This is a genomic window from Citrobacter sp. KTE151, assembly GCF_000398845.1.
In the GTDB taxonomy this organism is placed as follows: Bacteria; Pseudomonadota; Gammaproteobacteria; order Enterobacterales; family Enterobacteriaceae; genus Citrobacter; species Citrobacter braakii.
Genome location: NZ_KB976066.1, coordinates 12,846 through 29,143 on the forward strand (window position 1 = coordinate 12,846; position 16,298 = coordinate 29,143).

The following is a 16,298-nucleotide window of genomic DNA, read 5'->3' on the forward strand; positions in this document are numbered from 1 at the left end:
TTACTCGTCAGCGATGCTTGCCGGTGGCCAGTTTTCCAGGCGCATGCCCAGAGACAGTCCACGGGAAGCCAGCACGTCTTTAATCTCAGTAAGAGATTTTTTACCAAGGTTAGGCGTCTTAAGAAGCTCAACCTCAGTACGCTGTACCAGATCACCGATATAGTGGATAGCTTCTGCTTTGAGGCAGTTAGCAGAGCGGACAGTCAATTCCAGATCGTCAACAGGGCGCAGCAGGATCGGATCGAATTCTGGTTTCTCTTCTTTAACTTCCGGCTGACGTACATCACGTAAGTCAACGAAAGCTTCAAGTTGTTCAGCCAGAATGGTTGCCGCACGACGAATCGCCTCTTCAGGATCGATTGTGCCGTTGGTTTCCATTTCGATGACCAGCTTGTCCAGGTCGGTACGCTGTTCTACACGCGCTGCTTCAACATTGTAGGCAATACGCTCTACAGGGCTGTAGCATGCGTCGACCAGCAGACGTCCGATTGGGCGCTCATCTTCTTCCGAATGAATTCGGGTAGAAGCCGGCACATAACCACGACCGCGCTGAACTTTGATACGCATGCTAATAGATGCATTTTCATCGGTCAGGTGGCAGATCACGTGCTGTGGCTTGACGATTTCGACATCACCATCATGGGTAATGTCGGCTGCAGTCACAGGGCCAATGCCAGATTTATTCAAGGTAAGAATAACGTCATCTTTACCCTGAACTCTCACCGCCAGCCCTTTCAGGTTGAGCAGGATTTCCAGGATATCTTCCTGAACGCCTTCTTTGGTGCTGTACTCATGTAGTACACCATCAATCTCAACCTCGGTCACCGCGCAACCCGGCATCGATGAGAGCAGAATACGGCGCAGTGCGTTACCCAAAGTATGGCCAAAGCCACGCTCTAAAGGCTCAAGGGTCACCTTGGCGTGCGTCGAACTCACTTGCTCGATATCTACCAGGCGCGGTTTTAGAAACTCTGTCACAGAACCCTGCATTGTGTCCTCTCTTTGGTACTAAGCTTTACTTGGAGTAAAGCTCGACGATCAGGTGTTCGTTAATGTCCGCAGACAGATCAGAACGCTCCGGCTTACGCTTGAACGTACCTTCCATCTTGCCAGCATCAACTTCCAGCCAGGTTGGCTTTTCACGCTGCTCAGCCAGCTCCAGAGCGGCTTTCACGCGAGACTGCTTCTTCGCTTTCTCACGAATGCTAACAACGTCATTCGGACTAACCTGATAAGAAGCGATGTTAACAACACGACCGTTTACCATAATTGCTTTATGGCTGACCAGCTGACGTGCTTCTGCACGAGTGGCACCGAAGCCCATACGGTATACAACGTTGTCCAGACGACCTTCCAGCAGACCCAACAGGTTTTCACCGGTGTTGCCTTTCAGACGTGCTGCTTCTTTGTAGTAGTTACGGAACTGACGCTCCAGCACACCGTAGATACGGCGAACTTTTTGCTTTTCACGCAACTGCACACCATAGTCAGACAGACGCGGTTTACGCGCACCGTGCTGGCCAGGAGCTTGTTCAATTTTACACTTGGTATCGATCGCGCGAACGCCAGACTTAAGGAATAAGTCAGTGCCCTCACGACGGCTCAGCTTGAGCTTAGGACCCAAATATCTTGCCATTTTCTTTCTCCAACAATCCTAGAAACGACAGCGTTATACGCGACGTTTTTTCGGCGGACGACAACCGTTATGAGGGATCGGAGTCACATCAGTAATATTAGTGATGCGGAAACCAGCGGCGTTCAGAGCACGAACAGTAGATTCGCGACCTGGACCCGGTCCTTTGACCATAACTTCCAGATTCTTGATACCGTATTCTTTTACGGCTTCAGCGCAACGCTCTGCTGCAACCTGAGCTGCAAACGGAGTGGATTTGCGAGAACCACGGAAACCGGAACCACCGGCTGTTGCCCAACCCAGTGCGTTACCCTGACGATCAGTAATGGTAACGATGGTGTTGTTAAAAGAAGCATGGATATGAGCCACGCCGTCAGAGACTTGTTTTCTTACACGTTTACGTGCACGAATTGGTGCCTTTGCCATTATTCAATCACCCCGATTATTTCTTGATCGGTTTGCGCGGACCCTTACGGGTACGTGCGTTGGTCTTGGTACGCTGACCGCGAACCGGGAGACCACGACGATGACGCAAACCGCGATAGCAACCAAGGTCCATAAGGCGCTTGATGCTCATGCTAACTTCACGGCGCAGATCACCTTCAACGACAAATTTGGCAACTTCGTCACGCAGCGTGTCGATTTGTTCTTCAGACAGCTCACTGATCTTAACATCTTCAGCGATACCCGCGGCAGCCAGAATGGCTTTAGAACGGGTCTTGCCGACGCCGTAGATCGAAGTTAATGCGATCACAGCATGTTTCTGATCAGGAATGTTAATGCCTGCTATACGGGCCACTATGCACTCCTACTATTTAATATGTACGCACCATGCTGAAAAGCCCGTTTTCAGGATACTCAAATGGAAACGCACAGACATACAAAAGATTGGCTGGCTAATCTAGCCAGCTCAACCCAACTTTGCAAGAAAAATATGCGAATAAATCAGCCTTGACGCTGTTTATGCTTCGGCTCGGCACTGCAAATCACACGGATGACACCATCACGCTTAACGATTTTGCAGTTACGGCATAATTTCTTGACGGAAGCACGAACTTTCATTTTTACTCTCCGTAACTTCTCGGGCGACTGTTAACGGCCGTAGCCTTTCAGATTCGCCTTCTTCAATGCAGACTCGTACTGACTTGACATCATCAGAGTTTGCACTTGAGCCATAAAGTCCATAATCACGACAACAACGATAAGCAGTGAGGTCCCACCGAAGTAGAACGGTACTTTCATTGCATCACGCATGAACTCCGGGATCAGGCAGATAAAGGTAATGTAGAGCGCACCAACCAGAGTCAGGCGGGTCATTACTTTATCGATATACTTCGCCGTTTGCTCTCCCGGACGAATTCCTGGTACAAATGCACCGGACTTCTTCAGGTTATCTGCTGTTTCACGCGGGTTGAAAACCAACGCCGTGTAGAAGAAACAGAAGAATATGATTGCAGACGCATAGAGTAACACATAAAGCGGTTGCCCAGGCTGCAAATACAGCGAAATTGTTGTCAGCCAGTTCCAACCAGTCCCGCCCCCGAACCATGACGCGATGGTCGCTGGGAACAGAATAATACTGGAAGCGAAGATTGCCGGGATTACCCCCGCCATATTCACTTTCAGCGGTAAATGTGTGCTCTGTGCAGCATAGACACGACGACCTTGCTGACGTTTCGCGTAGTTTACCACAATGCGGCGTTGACCACGCTCAACAAATACAACAAAGAACGTCACTGCAAATACTAATACTGCAACCAACAGCAACACGAGGAAGTGCAGGTCGCCTTGACGCGCTTGCTCGATAGTATGGGCAATGGCTGGCGGGAGTCCCGCGACAATACCGGCGAAGATAATGATTGAGATACCGTTGCCGATACCACGTTCAGTAATCTGTTCGCCCAACCACATCAGGAACATCGTCCCTGTAACCAGACTTACAACAGCGGTGAAATAGAATGCAAAGCCTGGATTCATTACCAGGCCCTGCATACCAGGCATATTCGGCAGACCGGTAGCAATACCGATCGACTGGAATATTGCCAGCACCAGAGTACCGTAGCGGGTGTACTGGCTGATCTTACGACGACCAGACTCCCCTTCTTTCTTAATTTCTGCCAGCGTTGGATGAACCACCGTCAGCAGCTGGATAATAATCGACGCCGAAATATACGGCATGATCCCCAGAGCAAAGATAGAAGCACGGCTGAGAGCACCACCAGAGAACATGTTAAACATTTCAATGATGGTGCCTCGCTGTTGCTCAAGCAGTTTGGCAAGTACAGCGGCATCAATACCAGGGATCGGAATGAAAGAGCCAATACGGAACACAATCAGCGCGCCGATTACAAACAGCAGTCTGCGTTTCAGCTCGCCTAAGCCACCTTTGGCACTTTGAAAATCTAATCCCGGTTGTTTAGCCATCTGCTACTTATTCCTCGATTTTACCGCCAGCAGCTTCGATAGCAGCACGAGCGCCTTTAGTAACACGCAGGCCACGAACAGTTACCGGAGTAGTGACTTCACCAGCCAGAATCACTTTCGCGAACTCGATCTGGATACCGATAATGTTAGCTGCTTTCAGCGTGTTCAGGTCTACAACACCGCCTTCAACTTTAGCCAGGTCAGACAGACGAACTTCGGCTGTAATCGCTGCTTTACGTGAAGTGAAGCCGAATTTCGGCAGACGACGGTACAGAGGCATCTGACCACCCTCGAAACCGCGACGTACGCCACCGCCAGAACGAGACTTCTGACCTTTGTGACCACGACCACCGGTTTTACCGAGGCCAGAACCGATACCACGACCCAGGCGGCGAGCCGCTTTTTTAGAGCCTTCGGCCGGAGACAGAGTATTTAAACGCATCTCTTACTCCTCAACTTTAACCATGAAGGAAACCGCGTTGACCATACCACGAACAGCAGGAGTATCCTCGCGCTCTACGGTGTGACCAATACGACGCAGACCCAGGCCAAGCAGCGTTGCCTTATGTTTCGGCAGACGACCGATTGCACTGCGGGTTTGAGTAATTTTAATAGTCTTTGCCATGGTTTATTTCCCCAGAATTTCTTCAACGGATTTACCACGCTTGGCAGCGACCATTTCCGGAGATTTCATATTTTCCAGGCCATCGATAGTTGCACGAACCACGTTAATCGGGTTAGTAGAACCATACGCTTTAGCCAGAACGTTACGAACTCCAGCGACTTCCAGAACGGCGCGCATTGCACCACCGGCGATGATACCGGTACCTTCGGAAGCCGGCTGCATGAATACACGAGAACCCGTGTGAGTACCCTTAACCGGGTGCTGCAGGGTGCCGTGGTTCAGCGCGACGTTAATCATATTGCGACGGGCTTTTTCCATCGCTTTCTGGATCGCTGCTGGAACTTCACGCGCTTTACCGTAACCAAAACCAACGCGACCGTTACCATCACCAACTACAGTCAGAGCTGTGAAGGAGAAAATACGACCACCTTTAACGGTTTTAGATACGCGGTTAACCGCGATCAGCTTTTCCTGCAGTTCGCCAGCTTGTTTTTCGATGTGAGCCATCTTACACCTCTACCTTAGAACTGAAGGCCAGCTTCACGGGCAGCATCTGCCAGTGCCTGGACACGACCATGATATTGGAACCCGGAACGGTCAAAAGAAACATCTTTGATGCCTTTTTCCAGAGCGCGTTCAGCAACAGCTTTACCTACAGCTGCAGCAGCGTCTTTGTTACCGGTGTACTTCAATTGTTCAGCGATAGCTTTTTCTACAGTAGAAGCAGCTACCAGAACTTCAGAACCGTTCGGTGCAATTACCTGTGCGTAAATATGACGCGGGGTACGATGTACCACCAGGCGAGTTGCGCCCAGCTCCTGGAGCTTGCGGCGTGCGCGGGTCGCACGACGGATACGAGCAGATTTCTTATCCATAGTGTTACCTTACTTCTTCTTAGCCTCTTTGGTACGCACGACTTCGTCGGCGTAACGAACACCCTTGCCTTTATAAGGCTCAGGACGACGGTAGGCGCGCAGATCTGCTGCAACCTGACCGATCAGCTGTTTATCAGCGCCTTTCAGCACGATTTCAGTCTGAGACGGACATTCTGCAGTAATACCCGCAGGCAGCTGATGGTCAACAGGGTGAGAGAAACCTAAAGCCAGGTTTACTACATTCCCTTTAACCGCTGCACGATAACCTACACCAACCAGCTGTAGCTTCTTAGTGAAGCCTTCGGTAACACCGACAACCATTGCATTCAGCAGGGCACGCGCGGTACCAGCCTGAGCCCATCCATCTGCGTAACCATCACGCGGACCGAAGGTCAGTGCATTATCTGCATGATTTACTGCAACAGCATCGTTGAGAGTACGAGTCAGCTCGCCGTTTTTACCTTTGATCGTAATAACCTGACCGTTGATTTTTACATCAACGCCGGCAGGAATAACGACCGGTGCTTTAGCAACACGAGACATTTTTTCCTCCGATTTAGGCTACGTAGCAGATAATTTCGCCACCAAGACCAGCCTGGCGCGCTGCACGATCAGTCATAACACCTTTAGAGGTAGAAACAACTGCGATACCCATGCCAGCCATAACTTTCGGCAGCTCGTCTTTACGCTTATAAATGCGCAGACCTGGGCGACTGACACGCTGAATGCTTTCTACAACAGCTTTACCCTGGAAATACTTAAGAGTAAGTTCCAGTTCCGGCTTGGTGTCGCCTTCAACTTTAAAATCTTCAATAAAACCTTCTTCCTTCAGCACGTTGGCAATTGCCACTTTCAGCTTGGAGGAAGGCATGGTGACCGCAGCTTTATTCGCGGCCTGACCGTTACGGATACGGGTCAGCATATCCGCGATCGGATCTTGCATGCTCATCTGTCTTTACTCCCGTGATTCAATTGGTAATTACCAGCTAGCCTTTTTCAAGCCTGGTACTTCACCGCGCATAGCGGCTTCACGCAGTTTGATACGGCTCAACCCGAACTTGCCCACATAGCCATGCGGACGACCTGTTTGACGGCAGCGGTTACGCTGACGGGACGGGCTGGAATCACGCGGCAGAGACTGCAGCTTGAGAACTGCGTTCCAACGATCTTCGTCGGTCGCGTTCACATCAGAGATAATAGCTTTCAGTTCAGCGCGTTTTGCGAAGTACTTATCAGCTAAAGCTACGCGCTTTACTTCGCGTGCTTTCATTGATTGCTTAGCCATTCAGTAACCCTACCTTACTTGCGGAACGGGAAGTCAAAGGCAGCCAGCAGAGCACGGCCTTCTTCATCAGATTTCGCAGTAGTGGTAATGGTAATATCCAAACCACGCACGCGGTCGACTTTATCGTAGTCGATTTCTGGGAAGATGATCTGCTCACGGACACCCATGCTGTAGTTACCACGACCGTCGAAAGACTTAGCGGACAAGCCACGGAAGTCACGGATACGTGGAACAGCAATAGTGATCAGGCGCTCAAAGAACTCCCACATGCGTTCGCCACGCAGAGTTACTTTACAGCCGATCGGATAGCCCTGACGGATTTTGAAGCCTGCAACTGATTTGCGTGCTTTGGTGATCAGCGGTTTTTGACCGGAGATTGCTGTCAGGTCAGCTGCTGCGTTATCCAGCAGTTTCTTGTCAGCGATCGCTTCACCAACACCCATGTTCAGGGTGATCTTCTCGACCCGAGGGACTTGCATGACAGAATTGTAGTTAAACTCAGTCATGAGTTTAGCGACTACTTCGTCTTTGTAGTAATCATGCAGTTTCGCCATCGTACTACTCCAAATTACTTGATAGTTTCGCTGTTAGATTTAAAGAAACGGACTTTTTTGCCGTCTTCGAATCTAAAGCCTACACGGTCAGCCTTGCCGGTTGCCGCGTTGAAGATAGCAAGGTTAGAGATCTGAATAGCTGCTTCTTTCTCTACAATGCCGCCTGGTTGGTTCAGGGCCGGAACCGGCTTCTGATGTTTCTTAACCAGGTTGATACCTTCAACAATGACCTTGCCGGAAGACAGGACATTCTTAACTTTACCGCGTTTACCTTTATCTTTACCGGTTAACACGATAACTTCGTCATCACGACGGATCTTCGCTGCCATGATTCGCTCCTTAGAGTACTTCTGGTGCCAGAGAGATAATTTTCATGAACTTCTCGTTACGAAGTTCACGAGTTACCGGCCCAAAAATACGCGTACCGATAGGTTGCTCGCTGTTATTGTTTAAAATAACGCATGCATTACCATCGAAGCGAATGACAGAACCGTCCGGGCGACGAACACCCTTCTTGGTGCGCACCACTACCGCCTTCAGCACATCACCTTTTTTGACCTTACCACGCGGAATTGCTTCCTTGATGGTGATCTTGATGATATCGCCGACGCCTGCGTAGCGACGGTGCGAGCCACCCAGAACCTTGATACACATTACGCGACGTGCACCGGAGTTGTCGGCGACGTTCAGCATAGTCTGTTCTTGGATCATTTTAGTGCTCCGCTAATGTCAACTACTACTGAGACCCGAAAATCAGGTCGTTAAAAAAGCCCCATATCGGGGGCGCGGCATTATAACACCGCTTCAACGATATGGGTAGAAAAAATAAACGGCTCATCGCTGAGCCGTTTATTCGTTGAGAATGCCTACTGTATTACAGAACGGCTTTCTCTACAACGCGAACCAGCGTCCAGGACTTAGTCTTGGACAGCGGACGGCATTCGCGGATTTCAACCACGTCACCAGTACCGCATTCGTTGTTCTCGTCATGTACGTGCAGTTTGGTCGTACGCTTAATGAATTTACCGTAGATCGGGTGTTTCACAAAACGTTCGATAGCAACAACGATGGATTTCTCCATTTTATCGCTAACAACGCGACCTTGCAGAGTACGGATTTTATCGGTCATTACGCACCCGCCTTCTCAGTCAGTAAAGTCTTAACGCGTGCGACATCACGACGCACTTGCTTCAACAGGTGAGACTGTTGCAGCTGGCCACTTGCAGCCTGCATACGCAGGTTGAACTGCTCACGCAGCAGATTCAGCAGCTCGGTGTTCAGCTCTTCAACACTCTTCTCACGCAGCTCTTTTGCTTTCATTACATCACCGTCTTAGTTACAAAGGTGGTTTTAATCGGCAGTTTCGCTGCTGCCAGCTTGAATGCTTCACGGGCCAGCTCTTCCGGTACGCCGTCCATTTCATACAGGACTTTACCCGGCTGAATCAAGGCAACCCAATACTCCACGTTACCTTTACCTTTACCCATACGCACTGCCAGCGGCTTTTCAGTGATCGGTTTGTCCGGGAATACACGGATCCAGATCTTACCTTGACGCTTAACTGCACGGGTCATAGCACGACGTGCTGCTTCGATCTGACGGGCAGTCAGACGACCACGGCCAACAGCTTTCAGACCGAAGCTGCCGAAGCTAACATCCGTACCCTGCGCCAGACCGCGGTTACGGCCTTTGTGCATTTTACGGAATTTTGTACGCTTTGGTTGTAACATCAGCGACGCTCCTTATTTACGGCCTTTACGCTGCTGCTTTTTAGGTTGCGCAGCCGGTTTTTCCGGTTGTTCAACAGCAGCCATACCACCCAGGATCTCGCCTTTGAAGATCCACACTTTAACGCCGATTACACCGTAAGTGGTGTGCGCTTCAGAGGTGTTGTAGTCGATGTCAGCACGCAGTGTGTGCAGAGGTACGCGACCTTCGCGGTACCATTCGGTACGTGCGATTTCCGCGCCGCCCAGACGGCCGCTAACTTCAACTTTAATACCTTTAGCGCCCAGACGCATTGCGTTCTGTACAGCACGCTTCATAGCACGACGGAACATAACACGACGTTCCAGCTGAGAAGTGATGCTGTCAGCAACCAATTTTGCATCCAGTTCAGGTTTACGCACTTCGGCGATATTGATCTGAGCAGGAACGCCAGCAATATCCGCTACGACTTTGCGCAGTTTTTCTACGTCTTCACCTTTCTTACCGATAACGATACCCGGGCGAGCGGTGTGAATGGTCACACGGATGCTCTTAGCCGGACGCTCGATAACGATACGAGATACAGACGCTTTAGCCAGTTCCTTAGTCAGGTACTGACGTACTTTAAAATCGCTGTCCAGGTTGTCAGCGAATTCTTTGGTGTTCGCAAACCAGGTTGAGTTCCATGGTTTTACAATACCCAGGCGAATACCATTAGGATGTACTTTCTGACCCATTGCTAGTCTCCAGAGTCTCAGCGATCGGACACAACCACAGTAATGTGGCTGGTGCGCTTCAGGATGCGATCTGCACGACCTTTTGCACGCGGCATAATGCGCTTCATGCTCGGGCCTTCGTCTACGAAAATTTTCGTAACTTTCAGATCGTCAATGTCAGCGCCATCGTTGTGTTCAGCGTTAGCAATGGCAGATTCCAGGACTTTCTTAACCAGTACAGCCGCTTTCTTATTGGTGTAGGTCAGAATATCCAGAGCCTGCGACACTTTCTTACCGCGAATCAGGTCTGCAACAAGGCGAACCTTCTGAGCAGAAGAACGAGCATGGCGATGTTGAGCTAAAGTTTCCATCTCTTCCTCCTACCTTATTTCTTCTTCGCTTTTTTATCAGCAGCATGGCCGCGATAAGTACGAGTCGGTGCGAATTCACCCAGTTTGTGACCGACCATTTCGTCGGAAACAAATACCGGAACGTGCTGACGACCATTATGGACAGCGATGGTCAAACCGATCATGTTAGGAAAGATCGTTGAACGACGGGACCAAGTGCGCAGGGGCTTCTTGTCTCCGCTTTCCACCGCTTTCTCTACCTTCTTCAGCAAGTGCAGGTCAATAAAAGGACCTTTCTTGAGAGAACGTGGCATGGCTTATCCTCTAAAATTATTTGCTACGGCGACGTACGATGAATTTATCAGTACGCTTGTTGCTGCGGGTCTTCTTACCTTTGGTCTGAACGCCCCACGGAGTTACCGGGTGCTTACCAAAGTTACGACCTTCACCACCACCATGTGGGTGGTCGACTGGGTTCATCGCAGTACCGCGAACGGTAGGACGAACACCACGCCAGCGTGCAGCACCTGCTTTACCCAGAACGCGCAGCATATGCTCAGCATTGCCAACTTCGCCCAGAGTTGCACGGCAGTCTGCTTCGACTTTACGCATTTCACCAGAACGCAGACGCAGGGTGACATAAGCACCATCGCGAGCAACGATCTGAACGTAAGTACCAGCGGAACGTGCCAGCTGACCGCCTTTACCTGGTTTCATTTCTACGTTATGAACGGTAGAACCAACCGGGATATTGCGCATCGGCAGGGTGTTACCTGCTTTGATTGCAGCATCAACGCCAGATTGAACCTGGTCGCCAGCTTTCAGGCCTTTAGGGGCCAGGATGTAACGGCGTTCACCGTCTTTGTACAGAACCAGCGCGATGTTCGCGGAGCGGTTCGGATCGTACTCAAGACGTTCAACAACTGCCGGGATACCGTCTTTGTTGCGTTTGAAGTCAACAATACGATAAGCCTGCTTGTGACCACCACCGATGTGACGAGTGGTGATGCGGCCATTGTTGTTACGACCACCGGATTTGCTGTTTTTTTCAACCAGCGGAGCAAAAGGTTTGCCCTTGTGCAGCTCTGGGTTGACCACTTTAACAACGTGGCGACGACCCGGAGATGTCGGTTTACATTTAACAACTGCCATTGTATTACTCCTCCGACTTACTCAGCGCCGCCGACGAAGTCCAGATTCTGGCCTTCCTTCAGGGTGACGTAAGCTTTTTTCCAGTCGCTACGACGACCGATACGCTGTCCGTGACGTTTAACTTTCCCTTTAACTACCAGGGTGTTAACGACTTCGACTTCGACTTCAAACAGTTTCTGCACAGCAGCTTTGATTTCTGCTTTGGTCGCGTCTTTAGCAACTTTGAGAACGATGGTGTTAGTTTTTTCCATCGCAGTAGACGCTTTTTCAGAAACGTGCGGTGCGCGCAGCACTTTCAGCAGACGTTCTTCACGAATCATGCCAGCATCTCCTCAACTTGCTTAACAGCATCAGCAGTCATTACGACTTTGTCGAAGGCGATCAGGCTAACCGGGTCGATACCAGTTGCATCGCGTACGTCAACCTTGTGCAGGTTGCGCGCAGCCAGGAACAGGTTTTCGTCCAGCTCACCGGTGATGATCAGCACATCTTCCAGAGCCATGTCTTTCAGTTTCTGTGCCAGCAGCTTAGTTTTAGGCGCTTCTACAGAGAATGATTCGACAACGATCAGACGATCCTGACGTACCAGTTCGGACAGAATGCTTTTCAGCGCGCCGCGGTACATCTTTTTGTTAACTTTTTGACTGTGGTCCTGTGGACGAGCAGCGAAGGTCACGCCACCTGAACGCCAGATCGGGCTCTTGATAGAACCTGAACGCGCACGGCCGGTACCTTTCTGGCGCCACGGCTTTTTGCCTGAACCAGTTACTTCAGCACGAGTCTTCTGAGCACGAGTACCCTGACGAGCACCAGCTGCATAAGCAACAACAACCTGGTGAACCAGCGCTTCGTTGAAATCACGACCGAAGGTAGTTTCGGAAACAGTCAGCGCGCTCTGCGCGTCTTTCAATACTAATTCCATTGCTATCCCCTTACGCCTTCACAGCTGGTTTAACGATCAGGTCGCAACCGGTCGCACCCGGAACACCACCTTTAACCAGCAGCAGGTTGCGCTCAGCGTCAACACGTACTACGTCCAGGCTCTGAACGGTTACACGTTCGTTGCCCAGCTGACCTGCCATTTTCTTGCCTTTAAACACTTTGCCCGGAGTCTGGTTCTGACCGATAGAACCCGGAACGCGGTGGGACAAGGAGTTACCGTGGGTAGCGTCCTGGGTACGGAAGTTCCAGCGCTTAACGGTACCAGCGAAACCTTTACCTTTAGAGGTACCGGTTACGTCAACTTTTTTAACGTCAGCAAACAGTTCAACGCTAATGTTCTGACCAACGGTGTATTCTTCACCATCTGCCAGGCGGAACTCCCACAGGCCGCGGCCAGCTTCTACGCCAGCTTTAGCAAAGTGGCCAGCTTCCGGCTTAGTTACGCGGTTAGCTTTTTTAGCACCGGTGGTAACCTGAACAGCGCGATAGCCATCGTTAGCCAGATCTTTAACCTGAGTAACGCGGTTTGCTTCAACTTCGATAACGGTTACTGGGATAGATACGCCATCTTCAGTGAAGATGCGGGTCATACCCACTTTTTTACCGACTAAACCAATCATTGTATCAACCTCTCAATCGCTCGATGACCTGATTAACCCAGGCTGATCTGCACGTCTACACCGGCAGCCAGGTCCAGACGCATCAGAGCATCAACGGTTTTTTCAGTTGGCTCAACGATGTCAACCAGACGCTTGTGAGTACGGATCTCGTACTGATCACGCGCGTCTTTGTTGACGTGCGGGGAGATCAGAACGGTGAAACGCTCTTTGCGGGTCGGCAGCGGGATCGGACCACGAACCTGCGCACCAGTGCGCTTGGCAGTCTCGACGATTTCCGCGGTTGATTGATCGATCAGACGATGATCAAACGCTTTCAAACGGATACGGATTCTTTGGTTCTGCATGAGACCAGAGCTCCAATTATTTTATAGACGAAATAGTTACTCCTCAAACCCATTACGATTGATGGGAGAGTGTAACCGTTCTTACGTAGCCCCCTGATTGGGAGCGTTGTTGACGGTAAACCGTCACAGTTCATATCGAACTACCCGTCAGATTTGACAGGCTGGCGTATTATACGTATAGCCGGTACGGATGCAAGTGATTATGGCTATTTGCCATCAATTTCTCTCAGCGCTTGTTGCACACGTGAGCGCAATACTTCGCCATCCGGCACTTCCTGCTCGGACGCTTCATCATAGGGTATCTCTTCCAGCATACTGTCACCCTCTTCGTTCTGGGTGGGTAAATCGATGCGTATCGGCAGAGGCTTCCGCTTAAAAATGTAATGCACATCTGAGAGCCGATACGCCTGAGAATCGGGCACTCCTTGCGTGGCGGTTGTCGGATGGCGCACCAACCAGACATAATGTCCGTAGTAGCCGCACATTAGCATCAGGCTGACCCACAACAGCCAGCAACAGGAACGCAGCGCCTGCCGCCAGCGGCAACTCGACACTGTTTTCGCGTCAATGGGTTGATAGATGTGCATCATCACACACGCTCCTTAGATGACACATGTGTTAGCACAGGTGCCGCCTCATTGATTAATACCGGCGCGTCTCCAAGACTCTGACGTAGCCTTATCAGCGTCTCTTTTCCCGGTTTACCATCCACAGGCAAATTCTCCCGCTGCTGGAATGCTTTGACCTTTTCGATTAACCATGGCGTCCATGAGCCTGATTTATCGCCGGGAACGCCCAGCGCGCGGCTCAGCATCGTATCAAACCAGATGATGGTTTCCGCCGGACTCTTTTCACCGATCTGCATTTTCCTGTCAGGCGTTAAATTGAGCATCAGGGTATAATTTCCCTGCCAGTGCTTCGCCAGCCACTCCTGACTGACGATCCAGGTTTTATTATCAATGATAAGATCCAGCTCATTTCCTGATACACGCATCACAACACCGTAGACCGGTTGTTTATCGATATTCAAATGCGCGATCCACGGCAACCCGCGCCTGATGAGGTTATCTAAACGTTCCTTGCCGCTTTCGCACACCAACTCAGCGCGATCGGCCTGGTCACACCATGCCTCGTCATGCGCTGTGTCGAATCCCCAGACGCTGAATAATTGCTGCATGGCGTCGCGTAATCCTCCCCGTGCGTCGCCAATATCCGGCAGGTTTTCCTTTTTTTGCGTCATCGCTACCGTTAACCCGTCGGGCACAGGAAGTTGAAGGGGAAAAACATCGACCGCCAGCCAGCCGAACGTCAAAGCCAGCGCAGCGTAAAGTCCAGGCAATATTCCCTTGCGCAATACGCAAGAGCGGAGAGTAAATGTTTCCAGCAACAATCTTTCCTGTTGAGCGGTTAACACATCCGCTTGCCTGTCCGTTGCCATTTTTCTCGCCGCCCGGGCGATGCGCCCCAGCAACGCCAGGTTTCCCTGCACTGCCCGAACCGCTTTGCGCACAAATTCATGACGCATCTGCACAGGCTCGCCATCAGCCTCACGCAGTTGCTGTTGATGCATAAAATCAAGATATTCATCGTCCGTCGGCGCAGCGATGATCGCCGACAGCGTAACACGCCGTTTAAGTCGTCGGTTCCGCCTGAGCGCTTCGCCCCCCACCAGTAGCAAGCTGGCGCCAGCGTCAAATGAAGCAGCCAGATGACGGAAATTATCGACAAATGCAGGGAGATATCTGGCGAGTGCGTCAGCATTATCAATGACAATTATTATTGGTTGCGCTGCCGGACTAAGAGCAGGCATCAGCGTTGACCAGAAACGGCTAATTCTCACATCTCGCCAGTCTGGCTGGAGTTTTCCGTGCGTACACGCCGTGTGTGTCAATTGACAGAAACCAGAGAAACCGGTAGCGGTAAACACCACCACCCTACCGGGAAAATCCTTACCTAACTGATAAATAAGCGTCGATTTACCACACCCCAGTTTGCCGCATAATACGCCTACATCGCCAGCGCCCAGCTCATGAATAAAGATATTCTTGATAAGGGTATGTTGCGAAAAAGAGTAAATTGCATACGGTAATTCGCGCTCAGTCATCGATAAGTTCCAGTAATTGATGCGGGCATTTAACTTATTATATGTCAGGTAAACATTATCAATTTCTATATTTTAATTAAACGATATGTTCCGACGATTAAATTGAAAATCTGAAAGTAAGTGTATATCATGCTTCTCCCGAAAAAAACAGGCGTGCTATTAACAATGGATGTTATCGCGAAGCAGTTTACCTTTATATTTAAGAGAAAGCGTAACGATGTGCTGTACTACGTTATGTTTTTTGTCGGTGCCATTGTTATTATTCATTCGTTCTATACCTATAGATTATTTATTGATTCAATCAATACAAAAAACAAAACCAGTCACTCAATAACGTCCGTTGCCCTCAAGCTGCCAATGAATTTACCGAAAAACAGTAGGGAAAATGCGACTGATAATAAAGAAGATGTTTCAATTAAAAATTCGATGCTCAATCTCCAGCTAAATGGCATTATTGCGAGCACACTAAAAACACGTTCACAGGCTATTATCACCATTAATGAGAAAGCAAAATTTTACAGTACCGGAGATAAGCTTGACGATCTCCCTGACGTAAAAATTATGGATATTGATAATAATAGCGTGACGATTGATAACAATGGCTCCCGGCAACGCATCGCTTTTATTGATGAGCCTGATATATCCCCCGAGGTGCCGGCACCATCGCTGCCACATAACAGCGCGCCGCATTCCCTCAACGACATTATTATTACTAACTTTATCTATCAGCAGGAAGCGCTACAGGGCGTCAGATTAAACGCCCGTGGTCCGGTTGAACGTTTTATAGCAACCGGACTCAGGCCAGGCGATATTGCGATCAAAATGAACAACCATCAGCTAACTCAGGAAGCGTCAGCAAAAGCGGCACTACAGGAATTTGTAACCTTAAACTCTGCCCAGTTCACCGTGATACGAAACGGTCAGGAAGCGCTGGTGAATGTATCCATTACTGATAATGATTAACCTT

Annotated in this window: 30 protein-coding genes; 1 reads left to right on the plus strand and 29 read right to left on the minus strand. The window is 50.0% G+C overall.

The genetic code is table 11. The annotated features are described in order from the left end of the window. The 29 genes from rpoA to WC7_RS04155 form a co-directional block, all read right to left on the minus strand. Positions 1-990: a DNA-directed RNA polymerase subunit alpha gene (rpoA, locus tag WC7_RS04295; protein WP_003031139.1), complete on the minus strand. Its 990-nt coding sequence runs from the start codon at positions 988-990 to the stop codon at positions 1-3. A 25-nt stretch (positions 991-1,015) separates the two neighbouring features. Continuing rightward, positions 1,016-1,636, minus strand: a complete 621-nt coding sequence (rpsD, locus tag WC7_RS04290) for a 30S ribosomal protein S4 (RefSeq protein WP_003031138.1) — start codon at positions 1,634-1,636, stop codon at positions 1,016-1,018. 33 nt (positions 1,637-1,669) lie between these two features. Then, positions 1,670-2,059, minus strand: coding sequence for a 30S ribosomal protein S11 (gene rpsK / locus WC7_RS04285; RefSeq protein ID WP_003031137.1), 390 nt, complete (start codon positions 2,057-2,059; stop codon positions 1,670-1,672). 16 nt (positions 2,060-2,075) lie between these two features. Continuing rightward, a complete protein-coding gene (gene rpsM / locus WC7_RS04280) occupies positions 2,076-2,432 on the minus strand; it encodes a 30S ribosomal protein S13 (RefSeq protein ID WP_003031135.1) in 357 nt (118 codons plus the stop codon). Between the two features lie 146 nt (positions 2,433-2,578). Further along, positions 2,579-2,695: a 50S ribosomal protein L36 gene (gene rpmJ / locus WC7_RS04275; protein ID WP_000868187.1), complete on the minus strand. Its 117-nt coding sequence runs from the start codon at positions 2,693-2,695 to the stop codon at positions 2,579-2,581. Between the two features lie 30 nt (positions 2,696-2,725). Then, positions 2,726-4,057 (minus strand): preprotein translocase subunit SecY, encoded by a 1,332-nt coding sequence (gene secY / locus WC7_RS04270; protein WP_001118864.1) that lies wholly within the window; start codon positions 4,055-4,057, stop codon positions 2,726-2,728. Positions 4,058-4,064: 7 nt separating this feature from the next. Next, complete coding sequence (gene rplO, locus WC7_RS04265) at positions 4,065-4,499, minus strand: 50S ribosomal protein L15 (RefSeq protein WP_003031132.1); 435 nt, start codon at positions 4,497-4,499, stop codon at positions 4,065-4,067. Between the two features lie 3 nt (positions 4,500-4,502). Then, positions 4,503-4,682 carry a 50S ribosomal protein L30 gene (rpmD, locus tag WC7_RS04260; protein WP_001140434.1) on the minus strand — a complete coding sequence of 60 codons (180 nt, stop codon included), beginning with the start codon at positions 4,680-4,682 and terminating at the stop codon, positions 4,503-4,505. A 3-nt stretch (positions 4,683-4,685) separates the two neighbouring features. After that, complete coding sequence (gene rpsE, locus WC7_RS04255) at positions 4,686-5,189, minus strand: 30S ribosomal protein S5 (protein ID WP_003031131.1); 504 nt, start codon at positions 5,187-5,189, stop codon at positions 4,686-4,688. Between the two features lie 14 nt (positions 5,190-5,203). Then, positions 5,204-5,557 (minus strand): 50S ribosomal protein L18, encoded by a 354-nt coding sequence (gene rplR, locus WC7_RS04250; RefSeq protein ID WP_000358960.1) that lies wholly within the window; start codon positions 5,555-5,557, stop codon positions 5,204-5,206. Between the two features lie 9 nt (positions 5,558-5,566). Next, entirely contained in the window at positions 5,567-6,100 is a 534-nt protein-coding gene (rplF, locus tag WC7_RS04245) for a 50S ribosomal protein L6 (protein ID WP_003031129.1), read from the minus strand. Between the two features lie 13 nt (positions 6,101-6,113). Beyond that, positions 6,114-6,506, minus strand: coding sequence for a 30S ribosomal protein S8 (gene rpsH, locus WC7_RS04240; RefSeq protein ID WP_003031127.1), 393 nt, complete (start codon positions 6,504-6,506; stop codon positions 6,114-6,116). A gap of 30 nt (positions 6,507-6,536) precedes the next feature. Further along, complete coding sequence (rpsN, locus tag WC7_RS04235) at positions 6,537-6,842, minus strand: 30S ribosomal protein S14 (protein WP_003031125.1); 306 nt, start codon at positions 6,840-6,842, stop codon at positions 6,537-6,539. A 14-nt stretch (positions 6,843-6,856) separates the two neighbouring features. Continuing rightward, the gene (rplE, locus tag WC7_RS04230; protein ID WP_003031123.1) at positions 6,857-7,396 is read right to left on the minus strand and encodes a 50S ribosomal protein L5; all 540 of its coding nucleotides are present in this window, start codon (positions 7,394-7,396) and stop codon (positions 6,857-6,859) included. Between the two features lie 14 nt (positions 7,397-7,410). Then, the gene (gene rplX, locus WC7_RS04225; protein ID WP_003031122.1) at positions 7,411-7,725 is read right to left on the minus strand and encodes a 50S ribosomal protein L24; all 315 of its coding nucleotides are present in this window, start codon (positions 7,723-7,725) and stop codon (positions 7,411-7,413) included. A gap of 10 nt (positions 7,726-7,735) precedes the next feature. Next, a complete protein-coding gene (rplN, locus tag WC7_RS04220; protein WP_000613954.1) occupies positions 7,736-8,107 on the minus strand; it encodes a 50S ribosomal protein L14 in 372 nt (123 codons plus the stop codon). 163 nt (positions 8,108-8,270) lie between these two features. Further along, on the minus strand, positions 8,271-8,525 hold the full coding sequence (gene rpsQ, locus WC7_RS04215; RefSeq protein ID WP_003031120.1) for a 30S ribosomal protein S17: 255 nt from the start codon (positions 8,523-8,525) through the stop codon (positions 8,271-8,273). After that, positions 8,525-8,716: a 50S ribosomal protein L29 gene (gene rpmC, locus WC7_RS04210; protein WP_000644742.1), complete on the minus strand. Its 192-nt coding sequence runs from the start codon at positions 8,714-8,716 to the stop codon at positions 8,525-8,527. The genes rpsQ and rpmC overlap by 1 nt, the downstream gene beginning before the upstream one ends. Next, complete coding sequence (rplP, locus tag WC7_RS04205; protein WP_000941212.1) at positions 8,716-9,126, minus strand: 50S ribosomal protein L16; 411 nt, start codon at positions 9,124-9,126, stop codon at positions 8,716-8,718. The genes rpmC and rplP overlap by 1 nt, the downstream gene beginning before the upstream one ends. A gap of 12 nt (positions 9,127-9,138) precedes the next feature. Continuing rightward, on the minus strand, positions 9,139-9,840 hold the full coding sequence (gene rpsC, locus WC7_RS04200) for a 30S ribosomal protein S3 (protein ID WP_000529945.1): 702 nt from the start codon (positions 9,838-9,840) through the stop codon (positions 9,139-9,141). A 17-nt stretch (positions 9,841-9,857) separates the two neighbouring features. Then, complete coding sequence (gene rplV / locus WC7_RS04195) at positions 9,858-10,190, minus strand: 50S ribosomal protein L22 (RefSeq protein WP_000448832.1); 333 nt, start codon at positions 10,188-10,190, stop codon at positions 9,858-9,860. A gap of 14 nt (positions 10,191-10,204) precedes the next feature. Next, a complete protein-coding gene (gene rpsS, locus WC7_RS04190) occupies positions 10,205-10,483 on the minus strand; it encodes a 30S ribosomal protein S19 (protein ID WP_001138115.1) in 279 nt (92 codons plus the stop codon). A 16-nt stretch (positions 10,484-10,499) separates the two neighbouring features. After that, positions 10,500-11,321 carry a 50S ribosomal protein L2 gene (gene rplB, locus WC7_RS04185; protein ID WP_016154746.1) on the minus strand — a complete coding sequence of 274 codons (822 nt, stop codon included), beginning with the start codon at positions 11,319-11,321 and terminating at the stop codon, positions 10,500-10,502. Positions 11,322-11,338: 17 nt separating this feature from the next. Continuing rightward, positions 11,339-11,641, minus strand: coding sequence for a 50S ribosomal protein L23 (gene rplW, locus WC7_RS04180; protein WP_000617546.1), 303 nt, complete (start codon positions 11,639-11,641; stop codon positions 11,339-11,341). Continuing rightward, positions 11,638-12,243 (minus strand): 50S ribosomal protein L4, encoded by a 606-nt coding sequence (gene rplD, locus WC7_RS04175; RefSeq protein WP_003031119.1) that lies wholly within the window; start codon positions 12,241-12,243, stop codon positions 11,638-11,640. The genes rplW and rplD overlap by 4 nt, the downstream gene beginning before the upstream one ends. 10 nt (positions 12,244-12,253) lie before the next feature. After that, complete coding sequence (gene rplC, locus WC7_RS04170) at positions 12,254-12,883, minus strand: 50S ribosomal protein L3 (RefSeq protein WP_003031117.1); 630 nt, start codon at positions 12,881-12,883, stop codon at positions 12,254-12,256. 32 nt (positions 12,884-12,915) lie between these two features. Further along, entirely contained in the window at positions 12,916-13,227 is a 312-nt protein-coding gene (gene rpsJ, locus WC7_RS04165) for a 30S ribosomal protein S10 (protein WP_001181005.1), read from the minus strand. A gap of 206 nt (positions 13,228-13,433) precedes the next feature. Next, positions 13,434-13,817, minus strand: a complete 384-nt coding sequence (locus WC7_RS04160; RefSeq protein WP_016154747.1) for a hypothetical protein — start codon at positions 13,815-13,817, stop codon at positions 13,434-13,436. After that, the gene (locus WC7_RS04155; protein WP_016154748.1) at positions 13,817-15,331 is read right to left on the minus strand and encodes a peptidoglycan-binding protein; all 1,515 of its coding nucleotides are present in this window, start codon (positions 15,329-15,331) and stop codon (positions 13,817-13,819) included. Before WC7_RS04155 ends, WC7_RS04160 begins: the two co-directional genes overlap by 1 nt. 165 nt (positions 15,332-15,496) lie before the next feature. Here WC7_RS04155 and gspC point away from each other — a divergent pair, with 165 nt between their 5' ends. Next, positions 15,497-16,294 (plus strand): type II secretion system protein GspC, encoded by a 798-nt coding sequence (gene gspC / locus WC7_RS04150; RefSeq protein ID WP_032947224.1) that lies wholly within the window; start codon positions 15,497-15,499, stop codon positions 16,292-16,294. The last annotated feature ends 4 nt before the right edge of the window (positions 16,295-16,298 follow it).

What these genes read in the sequence shown, in the direction of transcription:
- rplE (WP_003031123.1), bottom strand. Translation starts at nt 7,396, where the DNA reads ATGGCGAAACTGCATGATTACTACAAAGACGAAGTAGTCGCTAAACTC.
- rpoA (WP_003031139.1), bottom strand. Translation starts at nt 990, where the DNA reads ATGCAGGGTTCTGTGACAGAGTTTCTAAAACCGCGCCTGGTAGATATC.
- rpsQ (WP_003031120.1), bottom strand. Translation starts at nt 8,525, where the DNA reads ATGACCGATAAAATCCGTACTCTGCAAGGTCGCGTTGTTAGCGATAAA.
- rpmJ (WP_000868187.1), bottom strand. Translation starts at nt 2,695, where the DNA reads ATGAAAGTTCGTGCTTCCGTCAAGAAATTATGCCGTAACTGCAAAATC.
- rpsK (WP_003031137.1), bottom strand. Translation starts at nt 2,059, where the DNA reads ATGGCAAAGGCACCAATTCGTGCACGTAAACGTGTAAGAAAACAAGTC.
- rpsE (WP_003031131.1), bottom strand. Translation starts at nt 5,189, where the DNA reads ATGGCTCACATCGAAAAACAAGCTGGCGAACTGCAGGAAAAGCTGATC.
- rpmC (WP_000644742.1), bottom strand. Translation starts at nt 8,716, where the DNA reads ATGAAAGCAAAAGAGCTGCGTGAGAAGAGTGTTGAAGAGCTGAACACC.
- gspC (WP_032947224.1), top strand. Translation starts at nt 15,497, where the DNA reads ATGGATGTTATCGCGAAGCAGTTTACCTTTATATTTAAGAGAAAGCGT.
- rpsH (WP_003031127.1), bottom strand. Translation starts at nt 6,506, where the DNA reads ATGAGCATGCAAGATCCGATCGCGGATATGCTGACCCGTATCCGTAAC.
- secY (WP_001118864.1), bottom strand. Translation starts at nt 4,057, where the DNA reads ATGGCTAAACAACCGGGATTAGATTTTCAAAGTGCCAAAGGTGGCTTA.
- rpsJ (WP_001181005.1), bottom strand. Translation starts at nt 13,227, where the DNA reads ATGCAGAACCAAAGAATCCGTATCCGTTTGAAAGCGTTTGATCATCGT.
- WC7_RS04160 (WP_016154747.1), bottom strand. Translation starts at nt 13,817, where the DNA reads ATGATGCACATCTATCAACCCATTGACGCGAAAACAGTGTCGAGTTGC.
- rpsC (WP_000529945.1), bottom strand. Translation starts at nt 9,840, where the DNA reads ATGGGTCAGAAAGTACATCCTAATGGTATTCGCCTGGGTATTGTAAAA.
- rplV (WP_000448832.1), bottom strand. Translation starts at nt 10,190, where the DNA reads ATGGAAACTTTAGCTCAACATCGCCATGCTCGTTCTTCTGCTCAGAAG.
- rplC (WP_003031117.1), bottom strand. Translation starts at nt 12,883, where the DNA reads ATGATTGGTTTAGTCGGTAAAAAAGTGGGTATGACCCGCATCTTCACT.
- WC7_RS04155 (WP_016154748.1), bottom strand. Translation starts at nt 15,331, where the DNA reads ATGACTGAGCGCGAATTACCGTATGCAATTTACTCTTTTTCGCAACAT.
- rpmD (WP_001140434.1), bottom strand. Translation starts at nt 4,682, where the DNA reads ATGGCAAAGACTATTAAAATTACTCAAACCCGCAGTGCAATCGGTCGT.
- rplD (WP_003031119.1), bottom strand. Translation starts at nt 12,243, where the DNA reads ATGGAATTAGTATTGAAAGACGCGCAGAGCGCGCTGACTGTTTCCGAA.
- rplR (WP_000358960.1), bottom strand. Translation starts at nt 5,557, where the DNA reads ATGGATAAGAAATCTGCTCGTATCCGTCGTGCGACCCGCGCACGCCGC.
- rpsS (WP_001138115.1), bottom strand. Translation starts at nt 10,483, where the DNA reads ATGCCACGTTCTCTCAAGAAAGGTCCTTTTATTGACCTGCACTTGCTG.
- rplN (WP_000613954.1), bottom strand. Translation starts at nt 8,107, where the DNA reads ATGATCCAAGAACAGACTATGCTGAACGTCGCCGACAACTCCGGTGCA.
- rpsD (WP_003031138.1), bottom strand. Translation starts at nt 1,636, where the DNA reads ATGGCAAGATATTTGGGTCCTAAGCTCAAGCTGAGCCGTCGTGAGGGC.
- rplW (WP_000617546.1), bottom strand. Translation starts at nt 11,641, where the DNA reads ATGATTCGTGAAGAACGTCTGCTGAAAGTGCTGCGCGCACCGCACGTT.
- rplX (WP_003031122.1), bottom strand. Translation starts at nt 7,725, where the DNA reads ATGGCAGCGAAGATCCGTCGTGATGACGAAGTTATCGTGTTAACCGGT.
- rplP (WP_000941212.1), bottom strand. Translation starts at nt 9,126, where the DNA reads ATGTTACAACCAAAGCGTACAAAATTCCGTAAAATGCACAAAGGCCGT.
- rpsN (WP_003031125.1), bottom strand. Translation starts at nt 6,842, where the DNA reads ATGGCTAAGCAATCAATGAAAGCACGCGAAGTAAAGCGCGTAGCTTTA.
- rplB (WP_016154746.1), bottom strand. Translation starts at nt 11,321, where the DNA reads ATGGCAGTTGTTAAATGTAAACCGACATCTCCGGGTCGTCGCCACGTT.
- rplO (WP_003031132.1), bottom strand. Translation starts at nt 4,499, where the DNA reads ATGCGTTTAAATACTCTGTCTCCGGCCGAAGGCTCTAAAAAAGCGGCT.
- rplF (WP_003031129.1), bottom strand. Translation starts at nt 6,100, where the DNA reads ATGTCTCGTGTTGCTAAAGCACCGGTCGTTATTCCTGCCGGCGTTGAT.